Consider the following 19,089-nt stretch of genomic DNA (forward strand, 5'->3'; position numbering starts at 1 on the left):
TACCGGCTCTATTCGCACCAACAGACCTCACTTGTCATCGATACTTTACAGGCGGCTTTAGAAAAGCGAGGCTATCCAGAAGGGGTCATTGTCCATTCGGACCAAGGGAGCGTCTACACCTCTCACGCCTATCAACAGGTGCTTCAACAGAAGCACTTAGTAAGTAGTATGTCGAGACGTGGAAACTGTTGGGATAATGCCGTTATTGAATCGTTCCACTCGAGTATCAAGTCAGAGGAGTTTCAATTTGTTAAATTCAATTCCCTTCCGAATCTTCATGTGATTGAAAAAGTGAACAACTACATCCAGCACTATAACGAAGATCGGATTCTAACAAAATTAGGCTACTTATCACCCCGAGAGTTCGGGGCGCAAGCAGCCTAATAAAGGTGTTTTATGGTTGTCTCAAATCGCTATGTCAGTCTACAAAAAGGACGGGCTTCTTTGCGTCTGGACACATCAGCGGAATCAAATAATAAAAAAAGATGTAAAGCGTTCACTTTTTAGCAATATTTTCTATTTAAACAAAATTTTTATACTATATAATAACCGTAAATAGGTTTTATTGGAAAAGAGGTATTCATTATGAAAAAAACAATCATTGGTGCAGCGATTGTGTTGCTGTTATTGCTATCGCCATTTCTTATCTGGCTGTTTCAAGGAAGCGAGCCTTTGAACGTGGCGATTGTCGATAAAACCGTCCCATCGGAAAATTACCGCGAACATAAAGGGCTGACTTGGGTCTTGAACCATAACCGTTATGTCAAAGAGGATGAGTCGGACTACCTCGCGGACGCGGATTATTTCGGTTTTATGCCGGATGAAACCGACAAGGATTATGAAATTCGTGGCGTTGAGGAACTTGGATCAGGCTACGACCTGATTTATTTGGCTGATGCATACGGGGTATACGAAGACGATCTCCCTTGGCAAGAAGCACAAGGAGAACGCTCCGAGCTCATCTATGGCGGCTTGGAGATGGCTGAATGGCAGGCGATCAAGCAGCAAGTGGTGGATGGGGGCAGCGATTTAGTCGTTGAATTCAATACATTTGCTTCCCCGACAGATGCTGATGTCAGCGCAGATATGGAAGAGTTTCTTGGCATTAAGTGGAGTGGCTGGAGCGGCCGCTATTTCCCTGACTTAGCAGCAGGGGCCGAGGTGCCGGATTGGATCATCCAGAACTATGAACAAGACGCCGAAGACTGGCAGTTCACGGGCGGAGGATTTGTGCTCGTCGAAGACGCTAGTGGCGAGATTGTCGTCCTGTCTGAAGAGCGGGGCGATATCGAAAGTGCCGGGCTGCACGTGAAATTCACGGAGCCTGGACAAACGGCTTTTGACCTTCAGGAAAGCCCAACGTTCGATTATTGGTTTGATATCAATGAAGTGCAAGGACAAACCGAAGTGCAAGGACAAACCGAAGTGCTCGCTGAATACGAATGGTCTCTTGGCGAACAAGGACAAGCGGCACTTGCCGAACGCGGGATTCCTGAGAATTTCCCGGCCGTCATGCACACGACTGTAAATGATGCGGGGGTCTATTATTTCGCTGGTGACTTTGTCGATGTTGAGGACGTGCCGGCTTTCTATCAATACGGCGGACTCGCAAAAATGAGGGATTGGATGTCATTTGGCGGCAACGATAGTTTTTATTGGAAAACGTATGTGCCAATGATGGAATCGATTCTTGCGGACAGTTCAGGAAAAGAGCAGGAAACGCCGTCACAAGTGTCGTCGGCAGCTGAAAAAGACGGGATTTCCTATCCATCGCGTGTAAATGGCGAGCAGTTTGAAGTGTTCGAAGATGGCGAGTGGAAAGAATTCACCGTCAAAGGCGTCAATATGGGCATGGCAAAACCCGGCACATTCCCTGGCGAAGCAGCGATCACCCGCGAGGAATACGACCGCTGGTTCAAGGCGATCGGGGAAATGAACGCCAATGCGATTCGCGTCTATACGCTCCACCCGCCTGCTTTCTATGAAGCATTGGCCAAGTACAATGAATCAGCCGAAACGCCGCTCTATGTCTACCACGGTGTATGGATTGATGAAGGGCCGCTAGAAGAAACCTTGGATGCGTTCACGCCTGAAATTACGGAACGCTTCCAGCAAGAGATGAAAAAAGTGGCGGATGCCGTTCACGGTGATGCCGAAGTTGATGAAGAGCCGGGGCATGCTTCCGGAACTTACACGGCAGACATTTCCGATTACGTCATCGGCTGGATGATTGGTATTGAATGGTACCCGTTTACAGTCGACGAGATGAACCGTAAATATCCGGATCTTGGCGAGTTTTCGGGCACATATATCGAAACCGAAGATGCCAATCCGATGGAGTACTGGATTGCGGAGCAGCTGGACGTTTTAGCTGCCTATGAATACGAAACCTATGACAGCATGCGCCCGCTCAGCTTCACGAATTGGGTGACGACCGATAATATCGACCAACCGGCAGAGCCGAGTGAACAAGAAGATTTGGCGACGGTGGATCCCAACCATATCCGTACGATCGGTGAATTGGCCGAAGTAGGCATGTTTGCTTCGTATCATGTCTATCCATACTATCCGGATTTCCTGAACTTAGAAGAGAAATATACGGAATTTATCGACCACCGCGGCGAGCGCAATAATTACGCGGGGTATTTACGTGATTTGAACGAATCGCACGATATGCCATTGTTGATTGCGGAATTCGGTGTGCCGGCCTCAAGGGGCATGACCCATAAAAACCCATTCGGCTGGAACCAAGGCTTTATTTCCGAGAGTGAGCAAGGGGAAATCGCCAGCCGTTTGTATGAAGATATCCTCGAAGAAGGAATGCTTGGCGGTTTGGTGTTCACTTGGCAGGATGAATGGTTCAAGCGCACATGGAACACGATGGATTATGACAATCCCGATGAGCGCCCGTTCTGGTCCAATGCCCAAACAAACGAGCAGCAATTCGGCTTGTTGAGCTTCGACCGCCATAAAGTGAAAGTCGACGGCAAAGACGATTGGCAGGATGGATCGCTGCTATATGAAAAAGAGCAAGGCGCCTTGCGCTCGTTATCGATGGATTCCGACGAGCGTTACGTGTACGTCAAAGCGGAGTTCGATCCACAAGAGGAGTGGTGGAATGAAGACCGCTTGCGCTTGTACTTCAGTGTACGGGATGATCAGGGAATTCAAGTAGCAGAGGACTTCCTTGCTGATTTCGAGCTTTCCATCGATGGGGAAAAAGCGGCGCTTAAAGTGGCCGGCGATTACGACACCTTCTATTACGATTACTACGAGCGGCTGGAGATGATTCCAAAAGAGCCGGATATTGAAAACAACTTCCATCCGATGCGCCTGGCATTGAACAAGGAATTCACGCGCCCGGATACAGGTGAAGTCTACCCTTTCGAGTATTATGAGACAGGGAAGCTGCGCTTTGGCATAGCCGATCCTAAAGACGATCAATACGATTCATTGAATGACTATTATTATTCAGAAGAGGACGGGATTTTGGAAATCCGGATTCCATGGATGTTATTGAATGCGAAAGACCCGGCGAAAAAAGAGTTCACGGGCAATTTGCAAAAAGGCGGCATAGCGGCGAGCATGACAGTGGAAGGCATAAAAGCTGCAGCGGTTCTTGAGAATCCGGACGGAAAAGAACTGGAGTCGATGGGCTTGGACAGCAGCAAGCTTTATTCATGGGAAGCATGGGGGTTGCCGCAAACGCGGGAACGCTTGAAAGAATCCTATTACATTTTGCAAGAAACCTTCAAAAATACTGAGTGACGAAAAGACCCATTATGGGCTGCGCTGGAACCGTTAGAACAACTAACGACCTAGAGGCAGTTGGTACTGGGTCTTTTTTATTGTGAACAGCTGAAGCAGAAGCAGAGCCTCGGCTATTTCATTTACGAAAAAACAATTGAAAATAATTCTCATTTAGTTCTTGAAAGTGTTTTTTATTCTGCTATACTAATAAATGTGGTTAAGTGATAATGATTATCAGTATCATCTGATCATTGAAGGGAGCGATTTTTCAAGAGTCACCGAAGAAAGATTACATAATGCACAAGGGATGTCCATCATCCAATAATTTCAATAGAAGAGGAGACGGAAAAAATGAAGAAATGGATAACGGCAATTTTGATACTAATGATGTTTGCAGTTCTCGCAGCTTGCGGAGCAGAAGAAGAGGCGACAGACAGCCAAACGGCGGATGCACAAACAACGGAAACGGTTAAAGTGACGCATGAACTGGGCGAGACGGAAGTTCCGAAAAACCCTGAGAAAGTCGTCGTATTCGATTTCGGGATCCTGGATACACTCGATCAATTGGGAGTGGAATCTGTGGCAGGCGTTGCACAAGGGAATATTCCTACATATTTGGAGCAATACGAAGATACTGAGAAATACGAAAACATCGGCACATTGAAAGAAGCGGATTTTGAAGCGATCCACGCTATGGATCCGGACTTGATCATCATCTCCGGCCGCCAAGCGGAAATGTATAACGAGTTCAGCGACATCGCACCGACTATTCACTTAGGCGTAGATACAACGGATTACATGAACTCGTTCACAACGAATATGGAAACGGTCGGGGAAATTTTCGGCAAAGAAGCGGAAGTTGAAGAAGAGCTTGCAGCCATTAACGAACAAATCGAAGGCATCAAAGCGAAAACAGCGACTTCTGATGAAAAAGGCTTGATCGTTCTGGCCAATGAAGGGAAAGTCAGTGCATACGGTGCAGCTTCACGCTTTGGCATCATCCACGACGTATTTGGCGTGAAACAAGCGGACGAAGGCATCGAAGCTTCCACGCACGGCCAAAGCATTACGTATGAATACATCCTCGATACGAACCCGGACATGATGTTCGTCGTCGACCGCAATGCAGCAGTCGGCAATGACGCAAGCGCGAAAGATTCATTGGAAAATGAATTGGTCCAGAAAACGAACGCTTATCAAAACGATAAGATCATTTACTTGGATCCGGATTATTGGTACCTATCCGGCGGCGGCCTGCAGTCTGTCAGCGAAATGGTCAACGCTATCGAATCTGCATTCTAAGTATCAAAGCTCCGGCACCCCCGGGGCTTTTCTCAATCATAAGGAGGAATGAGGATATGGAGGAAATCAATTCTTATATCAATAAAGTGTTTGTCGAGCAAGACGAGGTGCTGGAAGGGGTGCTTGCCGCCATTAACGCACTCGGCATGCGGCCGATTTCGGTATCGCCAGCGTCCGGAAAACTGCTGACGATGCTCGTGGCAATGACGGAAGCGGAACGGGTATTGGAAATCGGCGCACTCGGCGGCTATAGCGGGATTTGCCTGGCGCGGGGCTTTGGCGAAAAAGGCCATTTGACTTCACTGGAATTGGAGCAGGACTATGCCGAACTGGCAAACGCCCATCTGGCAAAAGCGGGATTCGGCAGCCAAGTCGATTATCTGGCCGGTCCTGCCTTGGACAGCTTGACGCAATTGAAAAACGACGGACGGACATTCGATTTCTTTTTCATCGATGCCGATAAGGAGAATTACGAAAACTATTTAGCCGCTTGCTTAGAACTTGCAGAAAACGGGGCATTGATTGTCGCCGATAATGTACTGGCTGGGGGAAGTGTGGCAGATGCGGGTAAAGAGCGCCAGCACACCGAAGCGATGAAGAAGTTCAACGAAACGGTTGCAAGGCACCCGCAATTGGAATCGATCCTGCTGCCGGTCGGCGATGGATTGCTCGTGGCGAGAGTGAAAAAATGACAAAAGGACGGAAGGCGTGAGAGCCTTCCGTCCTTTACTCTATTTATAGAGCAGAATTTATTCGTATTTGCGGAAAAAGGCGAGTGTGCCGTCGATGATCCGTTGCTGGTCGTGATCAAGCGTCGCCACATGGTAGCTATCCGGCATTTCGATAAGGTCTTTTTCCTCAGATGAAATATGATCGAAAATGAATGTTGAATTAACCGGCGGAACGACATGGTCTTCCGGCGAGACGAACAGCAGCGTGGGGCAATGAATGGCCGAAAGGTTTTTACGGACCAAATCCATGAAGGACAGGATCTCCTTAACGGAAGCGACCGGTGTTTTGTCGTAGGCAAGCTCAGTGATTCCCGGTTTTTTGATATCGGATCCGATGGCGTCCAAAAAGCGCACATCCTGCAACTCCTTAACGCCCTCCATGTCCGGAACTTCAACGGCAGCGTTGATCAAGGAAATGGCGCGGATCTCCGGATGGTTTTCCGCCATATAAAGCGCCAAGGTCCCGCCCATCGACAAGCCAGCCACGAAAATCTTATCGCAGCGCTCCGACAACCAAGCGTATGCCTCCTCGACAGAAGCGATCCAATCCTGATACGTGCTTGTTTCCATATCTTCATAATGCGTCCCATGCCCTTTAAGGCGCGGGGCATAGACGCTATATCCTTCGTTCTCGAAAGCCTCGGCAAGCGGGCGCATGCTTTGAGTCGTGCCGGTAAAGCCGTGGGATACGAGAATTCCCGTTTTCCCGCCTTGTGAAATGAACGGCTCTGCGCCGGGAAGAACATCAAAATCGTGTGTCATCCAAAAACCTCCTTTTAGGTAGTCCTTAAGTATTCGTTGCTTTTTGGGAAAGTCCTGCCCATTCAACTGCCTCAAAAAGGAATGCTATACTAATGGAAGAATAATCAACTGGGGGAGATCGCGTGCAAAAAGTACAGGAATATACGCAATTGATCGAGCAGTTCGAGAACGGCCCTTATTTCCAAATGCTCGGTTTTGAAATCGACCGGGTGGAGTATGGCAAGGCGTCCATGCGTTTGGAGAAAAAAACCGAAAATGACAATATGCAAAATATGCTGCATGGCGGCGCGATCATGTCGGGGATCGATATCGTCATGGGGCTTGCCTCGCGCTCGCTCGGAAGCGATGCGGTTTCAACGATTCAAATGGAAGTTCGCTTTATCAAAAGCTTGGCAGAGGGAACGGCCATTTTCCACGCTGAAATGCTGCATCAGACGAATAGTACAGTGATACTGACAGGGCGCGTCGTCAGCGATCAAGATGAATTATTGGCCTATAGCACCGGTACGTTCAAATTATAAATTTCAATAGCCCCTTTTCGCATCTAGCGAAGAGGTTTTTTTTAATTGGCTGCAATTGGAAGCCGTTCTCTTGACCCGTAAGCGGCTGCTTGTTATAATTACTTTTAATTAAAGATATTTTAATTCGAAATAAAGAGGTGGAATAAATGGAGTTCTCCAACCAGAACCTGAAAGCTGTGACGGTTTTGATTCGCGCTGCGGATGCGGTCCATGACGCCATTAAACGCGACGTGGCGGGATACGGCTTGAATGCGACGGAATTCTCGGTGCTCGAACTGCTCTATCACCAAGGCCGGCAACCGATACAGGCAATCGGCAAGAGAGTGTTGATTGCGAGCAGCAGCATCACCTACGTGGTCGATAAGCTGGAGCACAAAGGCTATGTCGAACGGGAAGCGTGCAAAGAAGACCGGCGCGTGACTTATGCCCTTTTGACTGACGACGGCCAGGAATTGATGAAGCGCATTTTCCCTGAACATGAACGGCAGATGGATAAAGTGTTTGCCGGGCTTGAGCAAGAGGAAGTAGCGGAGTTGATCGAGAAACTGAAAAAAGTCGGCTACGAAGCAAAAGAAAGTATTGAACCGAAAGATGGAATATTAAAAGACAAGGAGCGGTATGCATGAACGAATTGAAAGGGATCCACCATGTAACGGCGATTACGAGCAGCGCCGAGAAGAATTATGAATTTTTCACGTATGTATTGGGCATGAGATTGGTTAAGAAAACGGTGAACCAAGATGATATTCAAACCTATCACTTGTTTTTCGCTGACGACAAAGGCTCTGCTGGGACGGATATGACTTTCTTTGATTTTCCCGGAATCCCGAAAGGCTCTCACGGCACGAACGAAATTTACAAAACGGCTTTCCGCGTACCGACGGACGAAGCGCTTAGCTATTGGGAAAAACGTTTCGACAAATACGAAGTGCAGCACACGGCCATAACCGAGCAATTCGGCGTGAAAACTTTGTCGTTTTCCGACTTCGATGACCAGCAGTATATGCTTGTATCGGACGAGAACAACAAAGGCGTACAAGCGGGCACTCCGTGGCAGCACGGCCCGGTCCCACTTGAATTTGCCATCGCCGGCCTTGGCCCGATCCATATCCGCATCGGGCAATTCGATTACTTGAAGGAAGTATTGGAAAAAGCGATGCATATGCGTGAGATTGCCAACGAAGGGCCGCTTCATTTATTCGAGATGGGCGAAGGCGGAAACGGTGCGCAAGTGATCGTCGAGCATAATGCAGACTTGCCATCCGGCCAGCAAGGTTTCGGCACGGTGCATCACGCCGCCTTCCGCGTGGCGGACCGCGAAGCATTGAATGAATGGATCGGCCATATGCAGGAAATCGGCTTCTCGACTTCCGGCTACGTCGACCGTTTCTTCTTTGAATCGTTGTATGCACGGGTCGCACCTGGTTTATTGTTTGAATGGGCAACAGATGGCCCGGGCTTCATGGGCGATGAGCCATATGAAACGCTTGGGGAGAAGCTTTCTTTGCCGCCGTTTTTAGAGCCGAAGCGTGAACAGATCGAAAGCATGGTGCGCCCGATTGATACGGAGCGCAGCACGAAGGATATCGAAAAAGAATACCTATAAGGAATGTTAGGCACTGCTCACAATGGGCAGTGTTTTTTAATGCTGAAGGAAAGTAGAAAGCAGGCCCAAACTTAAAATAATGGGACAATTTTGGGAACTTATCCCACTTATGTACGTAAGTATAGATAGTACAAGGAAAGGGGAGAACGGCGATGCCGAAATGCCGAAATTGCGGAACGATATGGACATGGGGGCAGACCGTCTGCAGATTGTTCACACTCGGGGATAGCTTAACTTGCCCGTCTTGCCGGCAGGAGCAATTCATGACGATGGAATCTCGGAAAAAGACCAGCTTGTTCGTCTTCGCCGCTCCGCTCATCATGTTCATTTCGGTCGCTTTCGGCATCGATCCGTTCGTTTCCCTCGCCTTATTTCTGGTTTCCTTTTTAGTGATCATGGGCATTTACCCATTCTTTATCGAATTGACAGACGAGCGTGGGCCGATGTGGTGACTAGTGAAATCCGAGTTTCTTTCTAGGGATTCAGTTGCCTGTGCGCAACAAATGAAGATTCTTTTCTGGACAGCCCCCTGAGCTTGCGCTAGACTTACAGATAATCATCTATAGCGTTCTTCGGGGTCGGGTGAAATTCCCAATCGACGGTAACGGAGCAATCCGAAGCCCGTGAGCCTTTCGGGGCAGGATTTGGTGCAAGTCCAAAGCCGACAGTCAAAGTCTGGATGGGAGAAGAACCGTCAAACAGCCTACTAGCAATCGCTTAGGTTTATTTGATATGCACTTTCAAGGCCCCTTTCTTTTATGAAAGGGGCCTTTTTTGCATACTGTGGATGATCAACTGAATAGTATTCCTTCGGGGTCGGGTGAAATTCCCAATCGACGGTAACGGAGCAATCCGAAGCCCGTGAGCCTTTCGGGGCAGGATTTGGTGCAAGTCCAAAGCCGACAGTTAAAGTCTGGATGGGAGAAGGAAGAACACGGAAATTATAGAGTTTTCTATAGTTCTATTTCCTATTGTCTTCTAACCCATTGGCTAATCAATGGGTTTTATTTTGTTCTGAAAGGTGTGATCAAGTGGACGATCAGCAAATCATGAAGCACGCACTGGAGTTGGCACGATCAGCTGCCGGGCAGACTTCCCCCAACCCGCTAGTCGGGTCGGTGATCGTCAAAGATGGCCGCATCATCGGCATGGGCGCGCATCTGAAAGCGGGACAGGCGCATGCAGAAATCCATGCGCTGAATATGGCAGGCGCGGAAGCGCGAGGCGCGGATTTATATGTGACGCTGGAGCCTTGCAGCCATCATGGCCGGACAGGTCCTTGCGCAGACGCGATTATAAAAGCCGGCATCCGCCGTGTTGTCGTCGCTGTGCTTGACCCGAATCCGCTCGTTTCAGGCCAAGGCATCCAAAAGCTTGAAAATGCCGGAGTCATTGTAGAGACCGGTGTCTGCGAGCAGGAAGCTGCGGAGCTGAACCGGATGTTCTTCACTTTTATCCGCAAAAATCGGCCGTTCGTCACATTGAAACATGCCATCACGCTAGACGGCAAAATCGCTGTATATGGCGGCCGTTCGGAAAAAATTACGGGGCCTGAAGTGCAGCGCGACGTCCACGAACTGCGCTTGCTGCACGACGCCATCCTAGTCGGCGCGCAGACCATTGCACTCGACAACCCCCGTTTGACCAATCGATTTGCTGACTCCCCGAAGCAGCCGATCCGGGTCATTTTGGATCGCCGGCTGCGCATTCCGTTAGAGAGCCATGTCATTCAAGTACCTGATGCCCCTACTTGGATTATCGTCGGGTCACAAGCCGATATCGATAGCCGCGGAACATTTCCGGACCATGTCCGCATTCTTCAACTCGACACGCCGGATGTGGAAATCGCCGCTGCACTGGAATTGCTGGCCGAGCAGAAGGTGTTGTCTGTTCTTGTGGAAGGCGGGCAAAAAATCAATACCGCTTTTTTGAAAAGCGGCCTGGTGGATGAAGTTGCTACGTATATTGCACCGATTATTCTCGGCGGCGAAGGAACCGTTTCCGTCTTCGGCGACCTGCAAACCAGTTCTGCGTCAAACGGCATTCGCTTGGAGACACAAAAGGTGGAGCACCTCGGAACGGATCTGAAGATCACCTCCACCTTAAAGGAGTGACACAAATGTTTACAGGAATTATAGAAGAAAAGGGGCAACTCGCGGGGATCAAGCGCGGCGCGTCCAGCATGGAAATGACGATCCGTGCAAATGTTGTCTTAGAAGAAACAAAAATCGGCGACAGCATTTCAGTCGAAGGGGTCTGTTTGACTGTGACTTCCTTATCAAGCGGCCGTTTCACGGTGGATGTCATGCCGGAAACCTTCCACGGCACGACCCTTTCGTCACTTAGTACATCCAGTGCTGTCAATCTGGAACGTGCCATGGCGGCGAATGGCCGTTTCGGCGGACATCTTGTCGCGGGCCATATCGATGGGGTCGGCAAGATCTTGCGCAAGCGCCCACAGGAAAATGCGATGTATATCGATATAGCGGCGCCTCCTGAATTGCTTGCGCAGTCGATCGTCAAAGGGTCCGTCGCGATCGACGGCATCAGCTTAACGATTTTCGAACTCAGCGAAAATCATTTGACCGTTTCGCTTATCCCGCATACGGCAGGAGAAACGACTTTGGGCAGCAAAAAAGTAGGCGATTCGGTCAATCTCGAAACCGATATGTTCGGGAAGTACGTGCAGCGTTTTATGGAGCATGCGCCAAAACAACCGATGAACGCCGATTATTTGCGGCGCCACGGATTTTAAAGGAGCAAACCGATGCTAAATACAATCGAAGAAGCAGTAAAGGATTTGCAGGCAGGAAAAGTCATTATTCTAGTAGATGACGAATCAAGGGAAAACGAAGGCGATTTTGTCTGTCTTGCAGAACATGCGACGCCTGAAAACATCAATTTCATGGCAACGCATGGCAGGGGGCTTATCTGCACGCCGGTCTCGCCGGATATCGCATTGCGGCTGAAACTCGACCAAATGGTCAGCCATAATACTGACCATCACGAAACGGCATTTACCGTCAGCATCGACCATAAAGATGCCAAGACGGGAATCAGCGCCTTTGAACGGTCGGACACCATTTTGCAGATGCTCAATACAAAAGCTGTGCCGCAGGATTTCAAACGGCCGGGGCACGTCTTCCCACTTGTCGCAAAATCGGGCGGCGTATTCCAGCGCCAAGGACATACAGAGGCGTCAGTCGATTTGGCGCGTCTTAGCGGCAGCGAACCGGCAGCGGTCATTTGTGAAATCATGAATGTTGACGGCACAATGTCACGCATGCCGGAACTGGAAATCATTTGTGAAATCATGAATGTTGACGGCACAATGTCACGCATGCCGGAACTGGAAAAGCTGGCAGATGAATTCAATTTGAAACTTATTACCATCGAGGATCTCTATGCGTACCGCGCGGAGAAAGACCCGATTCTCAAGCGGGAATCGAGTGTCCACATGCCGACCGACTTCGGTGAATTCCGCATGGTGGGTTATTCCAACCGCCTGGATACAGAAGAGCATGTCGCCATCGTCAAAGGCAATCCCGAGTCGGTGGAAGCACCGATTGTGCGCATTCATTCAGAGTGTTTGACCGGTGATATTTTCCATTCGCGCCGCTGTGATTGCGGGGCGCAGCTTGCGAAATCGCTTGAATTGATCGAACAGGCAGGCGCGGGCATCGTCCTCTATATGAGACAGGAAGGGCGCGGCATCGGCTTGTTGAACAAGCTGAAAGCGTATGAGCTGCAAGAACAGGGCTTGGATACGGTCGAGGCGAATGAACAGCTGGGCTTCCCTGCGGAAATGCGCGATTATACATTGTGCGCTTTGATGCTGAAAGACCTGGGCGTGTCGCGCGTCCGGCTGTTGACGAACAATCCAGCCAAGACAGATGCGCTTATCGAATACGGCATCGAAGTGGAAGAACGGCTGGCGCTCGTCATCCCGCCAACTGAAGACAATACGCAATACATGAAAACGAAAAAACAACGGATGCATCATCTAATCGACTAAGGAGTGTTCATAATGGAAACAGTTTACGAAGCAAATTTGATCGGATCGGATTTAAAAATAGGGATCGTTACAGGCAGATTCAATGATTTCATCACCTCGCGCTTGTTGGACGGCGCCGTCGACGGCTTGGTGCGCCACGGCGTAAATAAGGAAAACATCGACACTGCCTGGGTACCGGGGGCATTTGAATTGCCGCTGGTCGCGAAGAAAATGGCGGAAACAAAAAAATACGATGCCGTCATTGCACTCGGTACCGTGATCCGCGGTTCGACGACCCATTACGATTACGTCTGCAGCGAAGCGGCAAAAGGCATTGCGCAAGCCGGCATGTCGACAGGCGTTCCGGTCATTTTCGGCGTGTTGACGACGGAAACGATCGAGCAGGCGATTGAACGCGCTGGCACGAAAGCTGGAAACAAAGGCTATGAAGCAGCAGTTTCTGCAGTGGAAATGGGCAATTTGATGAAAGCATTCGACTGATCGAACGGAGCTGAAACTGTGTTTGATTGGCGGAATGGAGCCAGGTATTTTCTGTCTATCAATCATTTAAGTTAAATGGATAAATAAAATGAGCCTGCATTCTTTCATGAATGCAGGCTCATTTTATTGTGGCGTTTCCTGGAATTTCAATCCCATAATGCATGGAGTTCAAAAGAGATTTTATTTAAATCTTATTATAATAATGCATTGACAATTAACAGAAGTTTTAGAATAATGAAAAAAGAAAACATCTATTATCCTTAAAATGGAAAGGGAGGGGGAAGGGCGAATCATCACTTATGATAGGCCGTCCGTAGGCTTATTTGTTAGCGTTTTCAAAAAAGGAGTGAGTCGATGATCTGGGTTCTTACATTGAGCCTTATCACCATCGTGTCCGTAGTCGCGGGGTTGAAAAGACGGAAGGTCGTCTATTTTTTCCTTCCATTTGCATCGCTATTTGCATTTATGCTCGTCAAGGTCATAATGGTGCCACTCCCATTCCTGGATACGGTCCGTTTCATTTTCCAGTTGAGGGGGTGAACTTCGCAATAGAGGAATTCGGCTTCTAAACCGGCAAAGGGGTGGGTAATTTGAGGAAGATCGATAAAAAACAAGCAGATGCGTATTTCCGGACTCGTACCACGTTGGTCACCATCTATTTACTGATCGGGTTTTCGGCATCTTTCGGGGTCGTCATGTTCGCGGAGGAATTGTCGGGCTTCAGCGTCAATGGAATGCCTTTCCATTATTTCATGGGAGCGCAAGGGGCAGTGTTGACTTTTATCATCTTGCTTTTCGTTAACGCCATCGTCAATGACCGGATCGACAAAAAATTCGGTTTGGATCAAGACTTGGAAGACAAGAAATAGCAAAGGGCTTCCGACTAACTGAAAGCGATGGATAAAATTGCATAATCGACAAGGGGGAGAAGCAGTGGATTCACAATTTCTCGTATCACTTGTATTGATCCTGGCAACATTCGGCTTGTACATCGGCATCGCCGTCTATAATATGGCCAGGCAAACATCCGACTTTTATGTAGCCGGGCGCAATGTTCCTGCCGTATTCAATGGGATGGCGATCGGCGCCGACTGGATGAGTGCCGCGTCGTTCATCGGGATGGCCGGAACGGTCATGTTGCTCGGATATGACGGCCTTGCCTATATCATGGGTTGGACAGGCGGATATTTGCTTTTGACTTTCCTATTGGCGCCGCAGCTCCGGAAATCCGGGCGCTACACGGTGCCGGAGTTTATCGGCGACCGTTATAGCAGCAGTACCGCACGTTTGATCGCGGCAGTTGCCACTATCATCATCAGTTTTACATATTCTATTGGGCAGCTCTCGGGGTCCGGCGTCGTCATCGGCCGGCTTTTAGAAGTGCCGACAGCCGTCGGTACAATCATCGGTGTCGTCTTGATCGCTTTCTACTCGGCACTTGGCGGGATGAAAGGGATTACGTGGACGCAGGTGGCGCAATACCTGGTTTTGATTATCGCCTATTTAATTCCTGTTATTTTCATGTCGCTTCAATTGACAAGCAATCCGATTCCTTGGCTGTCTTACGGGCAGATCATCGGGGAACTCCAGCAGCTTGATCAGCAGCTTGGCGTTTCTGAATACGTCGTGCCGTTTACGGAAGCGACCAAATGGCAGTTTCTTGCACTCATGTTTACGTTAATGGCCGGGACAGCCGGATTGCCTCACGTTATCGTGCGTTTTTACACGGTTTCTACAATGAAAGCAGCCCGTTGGAGCGGGGCGTGGGCGCTTTTATTCATCGGCTTGCTTTACTTGTCGGCACCGGCTTATGCTGCATTTTCACGTTTCATCTTGATGACTCAAGTGGCGGGCTCTTCAATTGCTGATTTACCGGCTTGGACGGCTTCGTGGGTGAACACAGGCTCGTTGTCGGTTGCTGATACAAACGGCGATGGCATCCTGCAATGGGAAGAAATCGTCATCAGCAACGATATAGTGGTCATGGCAACGCCTGAGATCGCCAATCTCGGTGTCTTTGTCATCGGGTTGATGGCCGCGGGCGCAATGGCCGCGGCACTATCGACAGCGGGTGGGCTGATGATTGCCATTTCAGCCGCTCTCTCCCAGGATATCTATTATCGTTCAATTAACCCGAAAGCGACGGAAAGCCAGCGACTGCTCGTCGGCCGTTCGTCGATCATCATCGCGACTGTCGCAGCCGGCATCGTGGCGCTGAATCCACCGGGCGCGATTACGCAGATTGTGGCATGGGCATTTGCGCTTGCATCCGGAACGTTCTTCCCGGCGCTGATTCTCGGTGTGTGGTGGAGACGGGCAAATGGGCCGGGCGTTATTGCCGGCATGCTGGTCGGGTTGACGGTCACCTTGACGTATATTTTCGCTGCTAAATTCGGCGGCTTTACGATTCTCGGCATTATCGATACAGGCGCCCGATTCTAACGATCATCATCGTTTCATTGGCGACGAAGCCGCCATCGAAAGAAACGCAGGAAGAAGTTCTGGACTTGCGCTATCCAGAAGGCATGACATATAAAGACGGTGAAGTATGGCGCACCGACCCGGTCGAAACCAAACGTCCGGAGCATTGAAAAAAGAGCGGAAGCCCGGGCTTCCGCTCTTTTTCTATATTCGGCAAATGTGTGTGGCAGTCTTTATTCTTTCCGGAAAACCCAAGCGCGCTGGGCCACGAAACCAAAGATGAACAGCACAGTATCGACCATCACTTTCAAGATCACTTCTCCGCGGCCGAGCCATTCTGCATACAAGAAGTGGACCGATGCGGCGGAAGCGCCCATGATGAAAGCCGCCAATATATAATAGCGCAGCAAGGATTGTTTGGAGCCCTGCTTAAAGACTTTATTGCGGTTGATATAGTAATTGAACAGGGAAGACAGGATGCGGGCCGCCACCGTGGCGATGATGATGAACGTTTCCGGTGATTCGTCGCGCAATAGCTGGACGAACAGCCAGAACAAAGCGATATCGAGCCCAAATGAAGCCGCACCTGATATCCCGTAAAACAAAAAAATCTTGTAAATATGGTAAGAATCTCGGAGCGGGTGAAAATGGGACGACTTATTCTCGTCCAAGTAAACCGTTTCAATCGTCACTTCCGACACCGGAATATAATTCTTTTTCAGTGCCGCGAGCATGTTCATTTCATATTCAAAGCGTTCGCCTAGTATATCAAGAAGCCTCGGCAGGAATTTCACGGGAATCCCGCGCAGGCCTGTCTGTGTATCCGTTAAATCTGCGCCGGTCGACAAGCGGAACAAGAGGCGCGTAAACCGGTTGCCGAAGCGGCTACGGAACGGGATATTGGGCTGAGAAAAATCCCGAGCCCCCAGCACCACATGGTTCGGCGATGCTTCAAGTTCATTTGCGATTTTGACCATGTCCGATACCAGGTGCTGGCCGTCTGCGTCGGCTGTGATGATGGCTTCAATCGGCAGTTGATGATTGAGGATATAATGAAAAACTGTCTTCAATGCGCGCCCTTTCCCCTGATTGACCGCATGAGTCAATAAAGTCACTTCCGGCAGTTTTTCCAGCTCATCAAAAAAGCCTTTATAGGCGGGGCCGCTGCCGTCATTCACGACGATAATCCGGGAAAAGCCGGCAGAGATCGCTTCTTCGATTGTAAGTATGCATGGCTCTTCCGGTTTATAGGCCGGAATGACGATGGCGAATTGTTTCACAGGCAACCTCTTTCCATTTCTGACATCCAGAAATAAGGTACTGGCATATGTTTCTATCTCTATATAATGATACTACCCCAATTCCGGTTCTTTAGTCTTGCTCTTCAGGAATCTTGTAGCGATTTTAAATAAGGATCAATTTTTAATCAGGCATAGGGCTTAATCGGCAACGACATCTTCAGGGCGATAGCCGTCTTGCAACTGGCGGATCGATAAACCGAAGTCCATCTGAAGATGGGGATAATCTTTGAAGCGTTGCCAATCACCGCCCCATTCGAAGCCGAGCTCTTTGGCGATGTCCGCTACTTCAAACCAGTCGGAACGCCCGTTTTCGTTGCCGTCACGCTCGATATCCCAAACGACTGAGCCGTCAGGCAAGCGCAGCGCGAAATCGATGGCCAGTCCGTAATTATGGTAGGACTCGCCACCTTCTGCATAAGTGACGACGCTCCCGCCCCGCGAGCGACCTTGGGCATGGATCTCGTTTTGCTCTTCAACGGAACGGAAACCGTCGGTGATGAGGATGTCGATCCCGGCTTCTTCAGCTTGCGCGATAAGCTGGTTGCGTTTAGATTCGACGATCGGGTGTAGCCCGGTCGGGAGCGGCCGTTCAGCGCGTTCGTTGCGCTCTTCGATTTCCCGTTCGATCCAAATAAACAAAAATGCACCGATGATGAACAACAACAGCAATGAAAAGACGGTGCGGAATGTTTTCAAGTAATTTCACCTCGTAACTTGATTGTAGCAAAAATCCTTAAGCAAGTATCCGACAGGAGTTTTTGGTACGATAGGGGAAACAGATTTTTTGGAGGGATACATAATGGTCATTGAATTAATGAAATCACATGCATCGGTCCGCGACTATAAAGACCAGCAATTGACGCGCGCAGAAGTCCATGAATTGGTCGAAGCGGCACAGCATGCAGCTACGTCCCACTTCGTGCAAGCTTATTCCATCGTTTGGGTGACGGATGAAGACAAGCGCAAACGCCTCGGCGAGCTGTCCAAAAACCCGAAACAGATGGAAGGGGCCGGAGCTGTGTTCTTAATGTGCGCCGACTATAACCGATTGGGCCACGCCGCCAAACTACAAGGCGAAGATATTGTGTTCGACCAGGCCGAAAACTTACTGGTTGCGGTCACGGATGTCGGGTTGCTCGCGCAGAACTTGGCGCTTGCCGCTGAATCCAAAGGCTATGGCATCTGCTATATCGGCGGAGTGCGCAACAATATGGAAGAAATCAGCAAGCTTGTTGGTTTGCCAGAAGGCGTTTTCCCGGTCTATGGCTTGACGGTCGGCGTACCGAATGAGTCCAATGAAGTGAAGCCGCGCCTTCCTGTAGAAGCTGTGCTTCATGAAAATGAATACGACGAAGCGAAATACGCAGAAATTTTGCCTGCTTACGATGAGACGATCATGGCTTATTATGCCGCTCGCTCAAACAATCAAAAAACCGCGAAATGGAGCGAACAGATGGCCACATTTTTGAACAAGCCGCATCGTCCTGACCTGAAGGAAGTATTAGCTAAGCGCGGTTATTTGTTCAAATAAGAATGGCAGTCATAACAATCGGAATTATTGAGGAGGCTGAGAAGCAATGAAAATCGCATTACTTGGAGCAACGGGAAGAGTCGGCAGATACGTCTTGAACATGGCGCTTCGCGATGGACACGAAGTGAAAGCGCTGGTTCGGAGGGCAGATCTTGAACCCCATGCGAATCTGGACATGATAATCGGCAATGTCCGCAATGAAGAAGATATCCGCCGGACGCTTGAAGGGGCGGATGCCGTAATTAGCGCGATCGGCACCGACCGTACGACCACCTTATCGGATGCGACACCGCTGATTGTAAAAGCGATGGAAGCAGAAGGCATACGGCGCATCATCACGATCGGCACCGCTGGCATTTTGAACAGCCGTTTGAGTCCCGGGCTGCTGCGCTATCAGGGCGGCGATTCGAAGCGCCAATTGACCTTTGCGGCGGAAGAACATGAAAAAGCCTATAAATCATTGGAACAAAGTGATTTGGACTGGACGATCGTGTGCCCGACGTATTTGCCGGACGGCGAACCAAAAGGCTATTTCCGTTTTGAAGAAAATTATTTGCCAGAAGACGGCAAGGAAATTACGGCTGGCGATACTGCATTATTCGCCTATGAGCAATTGGATTCGGATGATTTCCTGAAAAGCCGCGTCGGCATTGCCTATTAAACGAGAAA

The 19,089-nt window shown here is 49.5% G+C and carries 18 protein-coding genes, 1 pseudogene and 2 riboswitches; of the genes and pseudogenes, 16 read left to right on the forward strand and 3 right to left on the reverse strand.

The annotated features are described in order from the left end of the window. The 4 genes from ON064_RS10555 to ON064_RS10570 form a co-directional block, all read left to right on the forward strand. Positions 1–384, forward strand: a 384-nt coding sequence (locus tag ON064_RS10555; protein ID WP_274624733.1) for a DDE-type integrase/transposase/recombinase, incomplete at its 5' end; no start/stop codon positions are given. 201 nt (positions 385–585) lie between these two features. Beyond that, the gene (locus ON064_RS10560) at positions 586–3,768 is read left to right on the forward strand and encodes a hypothetical protein (protein ID WP_274624734.1); all 3,183 of its coding nucleotides are present in this window, start codon (positions 586–588) and stop codon (positions 3,766–3,768) included. Positions 3,769–4,101: 333 nt separating this feature from the next. Next, the gene (locus tag ON064_RS10565) at positions 4,102–5,052 is read left to right on the forward strand and encodes a siderophore ABC transporter substrate-binding protein (protein ID WP_274624735.1); all 951 of its coding nucleotides are present in this window, start codon (positions 4,102–4,104) and stop codon (positions 5,050–5,052) included. A gap of 56 nt (positions 5,053–5,108) precedes the next feature. Further along, on the forward strand, positions 5,109–5,744 hold the full coding sequence (locus tag ON064_RS10570) for an O-methyltransferase (RefSeq protein ID WP_274624736.1): 636 nt from the start codon (positions 5,109–5,111) through the stop codon (positions 5,742–5,744). Positions 5,745–5,801: 57 nt separating this feature from the next. Here the strand turns inward: ON064_RS10570 and ON064_RS10575 are convergent, their stop codons facing one another. Further along, a complete protein-coding gene (locus ON064_RS10575; RefSeq protein ID WP_274624737.1) occupies positions 5,802–6,545 on the reverse strand; it encodes an alpha/beta hydrolase in 744 nt (247 codons plus the stop codon). 122 nt (positions 6,546–6,667) lie between these two features. Here ON064_RS10575 and ON064_RS10580 point away from each other — a divergent pair, with 122 nt between their 5' ends. From ON064_RS10580 to ON064_RS10625, 10 genes and pseudogenes are all read left to right on the forward strand, one after another. Further along, entirely contained in the window at positions 6,668–7,066 is a 399-nt protein-coding gene (locus ON064_RS10580) for a PaaI family thioesterase (protein WP_274624738.1), read from the forward strand. Between the two features lie 146 nt (positions 7,067–7,212). After that, the gene (locus tag ON064_RS10585; RefSeq protein WP_274624739.1) at positions 7,213–7,692 is read left to right on the forward strand and encodes a MarR family winged helix-turn-helix transcriptional regulator; all 480 of its coding nucleotides are present in this window, start codon (positions 7,213–7,215) and stop codon (positions 7,690–7,692) included. Further along, positions 7,689–8,672, forward strand: coding sequence for a ring-cleaving dioxygenase (locus tag ON064_RS10590; RefSeq protein ID WP_274624740.1), 984 nt, complete (start codon positions 7,689–7,691; stop codon positions 8,670–8,672). Before ON064_RS10585 ends, ON064_RS10590 begins: the two co-directional genes overlap by 4 nt. 152 nt (positions 8,673–8,824) lie before the next feature. Then, positions 8,825–9,124: a TIGR04104 family putative zinc finger protein gene (locus ON064_RS10595; protein ID WP_121300877.1), complete on the forward strand. Its 300-nt coding sequence runs from the start codon at positions 8,825–8,827 to the stop codon at positions 9,122–9,124. Positions 9,125–9,236: 112 nt separating this feature from the next. After that, positions 9,237–9,367, forward strand: a riboswitch (FMN riboswitch). A 107-nt stretch (positions 9,368–9,474) separates the two neighbouring features. Next, positions 9,475–9,605, forward strand: a riboswitch (FMN riboswitch). Positions 9,606–9,703: 98 nt separating this feature from the next. Further along, complete coding sequence (gene ribD, locus ON064_RS10600) at positions 9,704–10,786, forward strand: bifunctional diaminohydroxyphosphoribosylaminopyrimidine deaminase/5-amino-6-(5-phosphoribosylamino)uracil reductase RibD (protein WP_274624741.1); 1,083 nt, start codon at positions 9,704–9,706, stop codon at positions 10,784–10,786. Between the two features lie 5 nt (positions 10,787–10,791). Further along, positions 10,792–11,427: a riboflavin synthase gene (gene ribE / locus ON064_RS10605; RefSeq protein ID WP_058381886.1), complete on the forward strand. Its 636-nt coding sequence runs from the start codon at positions 10,792–10,794 to the stop codon at positions 11,425–11,427. A gap of 12 nt (positions 11,428–11,439) precedes the next feature. Then, positions 11,440–12,687: a 3,4-dihydroxy-2-butanone-4-phosphate synthase gene (gene ribB, locus ON064_RS10610; protein ID WP_274624742.1), complete on the forward strand. Its 1,248-nt coding sequence runs from the start codon at positions 11,440–11,442 to the stop codon at positions 12,685–12,687. Positions 12,688–12,699: 12 nt separating this feature from the next. Then, a complete protein-coding gene (ribH, locus tag ON064_RS10615; protein ID WP_101189424.1) occupies positions 12,700–13,167 on the forward strand; it encodes a 6,7-dimethyl-8-ribityllumazine synthase in 468 nt (155 codons plus the stop codon). A gap of 590 nt (positions 13,168–13,757) precedes the next feature. Continuing rightward, a complete protein-coding gene (locus tag ON064_RS10620; protein WP_058381882.1) occupies positions 13,758–14,036 on the forward strand; it encodes a DUF4212 domain-containing protein in 279 nt (92 codons plus the stop codon). Positions 14,037–14,100: 64 nt separating this feature from the next. Continuing rightward, positions 14,101–15,758: pseudogene (locus ON064_RS10625) on the forward strand (sodium:solute symporter family protein). A 63-nt stretch (positions 15,759–15,821) separates the two neighbouring features. On the opposite strand, the gene ON064_RS10630 reads toward ON064_RS10625, so the two are convergent. Both ON064_RS10630 and ON064_RS10635 read right to left on the reverse strand, forming a co-directional pair. After that, positions 15,822–16,868: a bifunctional glycosyltransferase family 2/GtrA family protein gene (locus ON064_RS10630; protein WP_274624743.1), complete on the reverse strand. Its 1,047-nt coding sequence runs from the start codon at positions 16,866–16,868 to the stop codon at positions 15,822–15,824. 159 nt (positions 16,869–17,027) lie between these two features. Beyond that, positions 17,028–17,585, reverse strand: coding sequence for a M15 family metallopeptidase (locus ON064_RS10635; RefSeq protein WP_274624744.1), 558 nt, complete (start codon positions 17,583–17,585; stop codon positions 17,028–17,030). A gap of 103 nt (positions 17,586–17,688) precedes the next feature. Here ON064_RS10635 and nfsA point away from each other — a divergent pair, with 103 nt between their 5' ends. Both nfsA and ON064_RS10645 read left to right on the forward strand, forming a co-directional pair. After that, on the forward strand, positions 17,689–18,420 hold the full coding sequence (nfsA, locus tag ON064_RS10640; protein ID WP_274624745.1) for an oxygen-insensitive NADPH nitroreductase: 732 nt from the start codon (positions 17,689–17,691) through the stop codon (positions 18,418–18,420). A gap of 46 nt (positions 18,421–18,466) precedes the next feature. Further along, the gene (locus ON064_RS10645; protein ID WP_274624746.1) at positions 18,467–19,081 is read left to right on the forward strand and encodes an NAD(P)-dependent oxidoreductase; all 615 of its coding nucleotides are present in this window, start codon (positions 18,467–18,469) and stop codon (positions 19,079–19,081) included. Positions 19,082–19,089 lie beyond the last annotated feature (8 nt).

This window comes from Planococcus sp. A6 (assembly GCF_028823615.1).
GTDB lineage: Bacteria > Bacillota > Bacilli > Bacillales_A > Planococcaceae > Planococcus.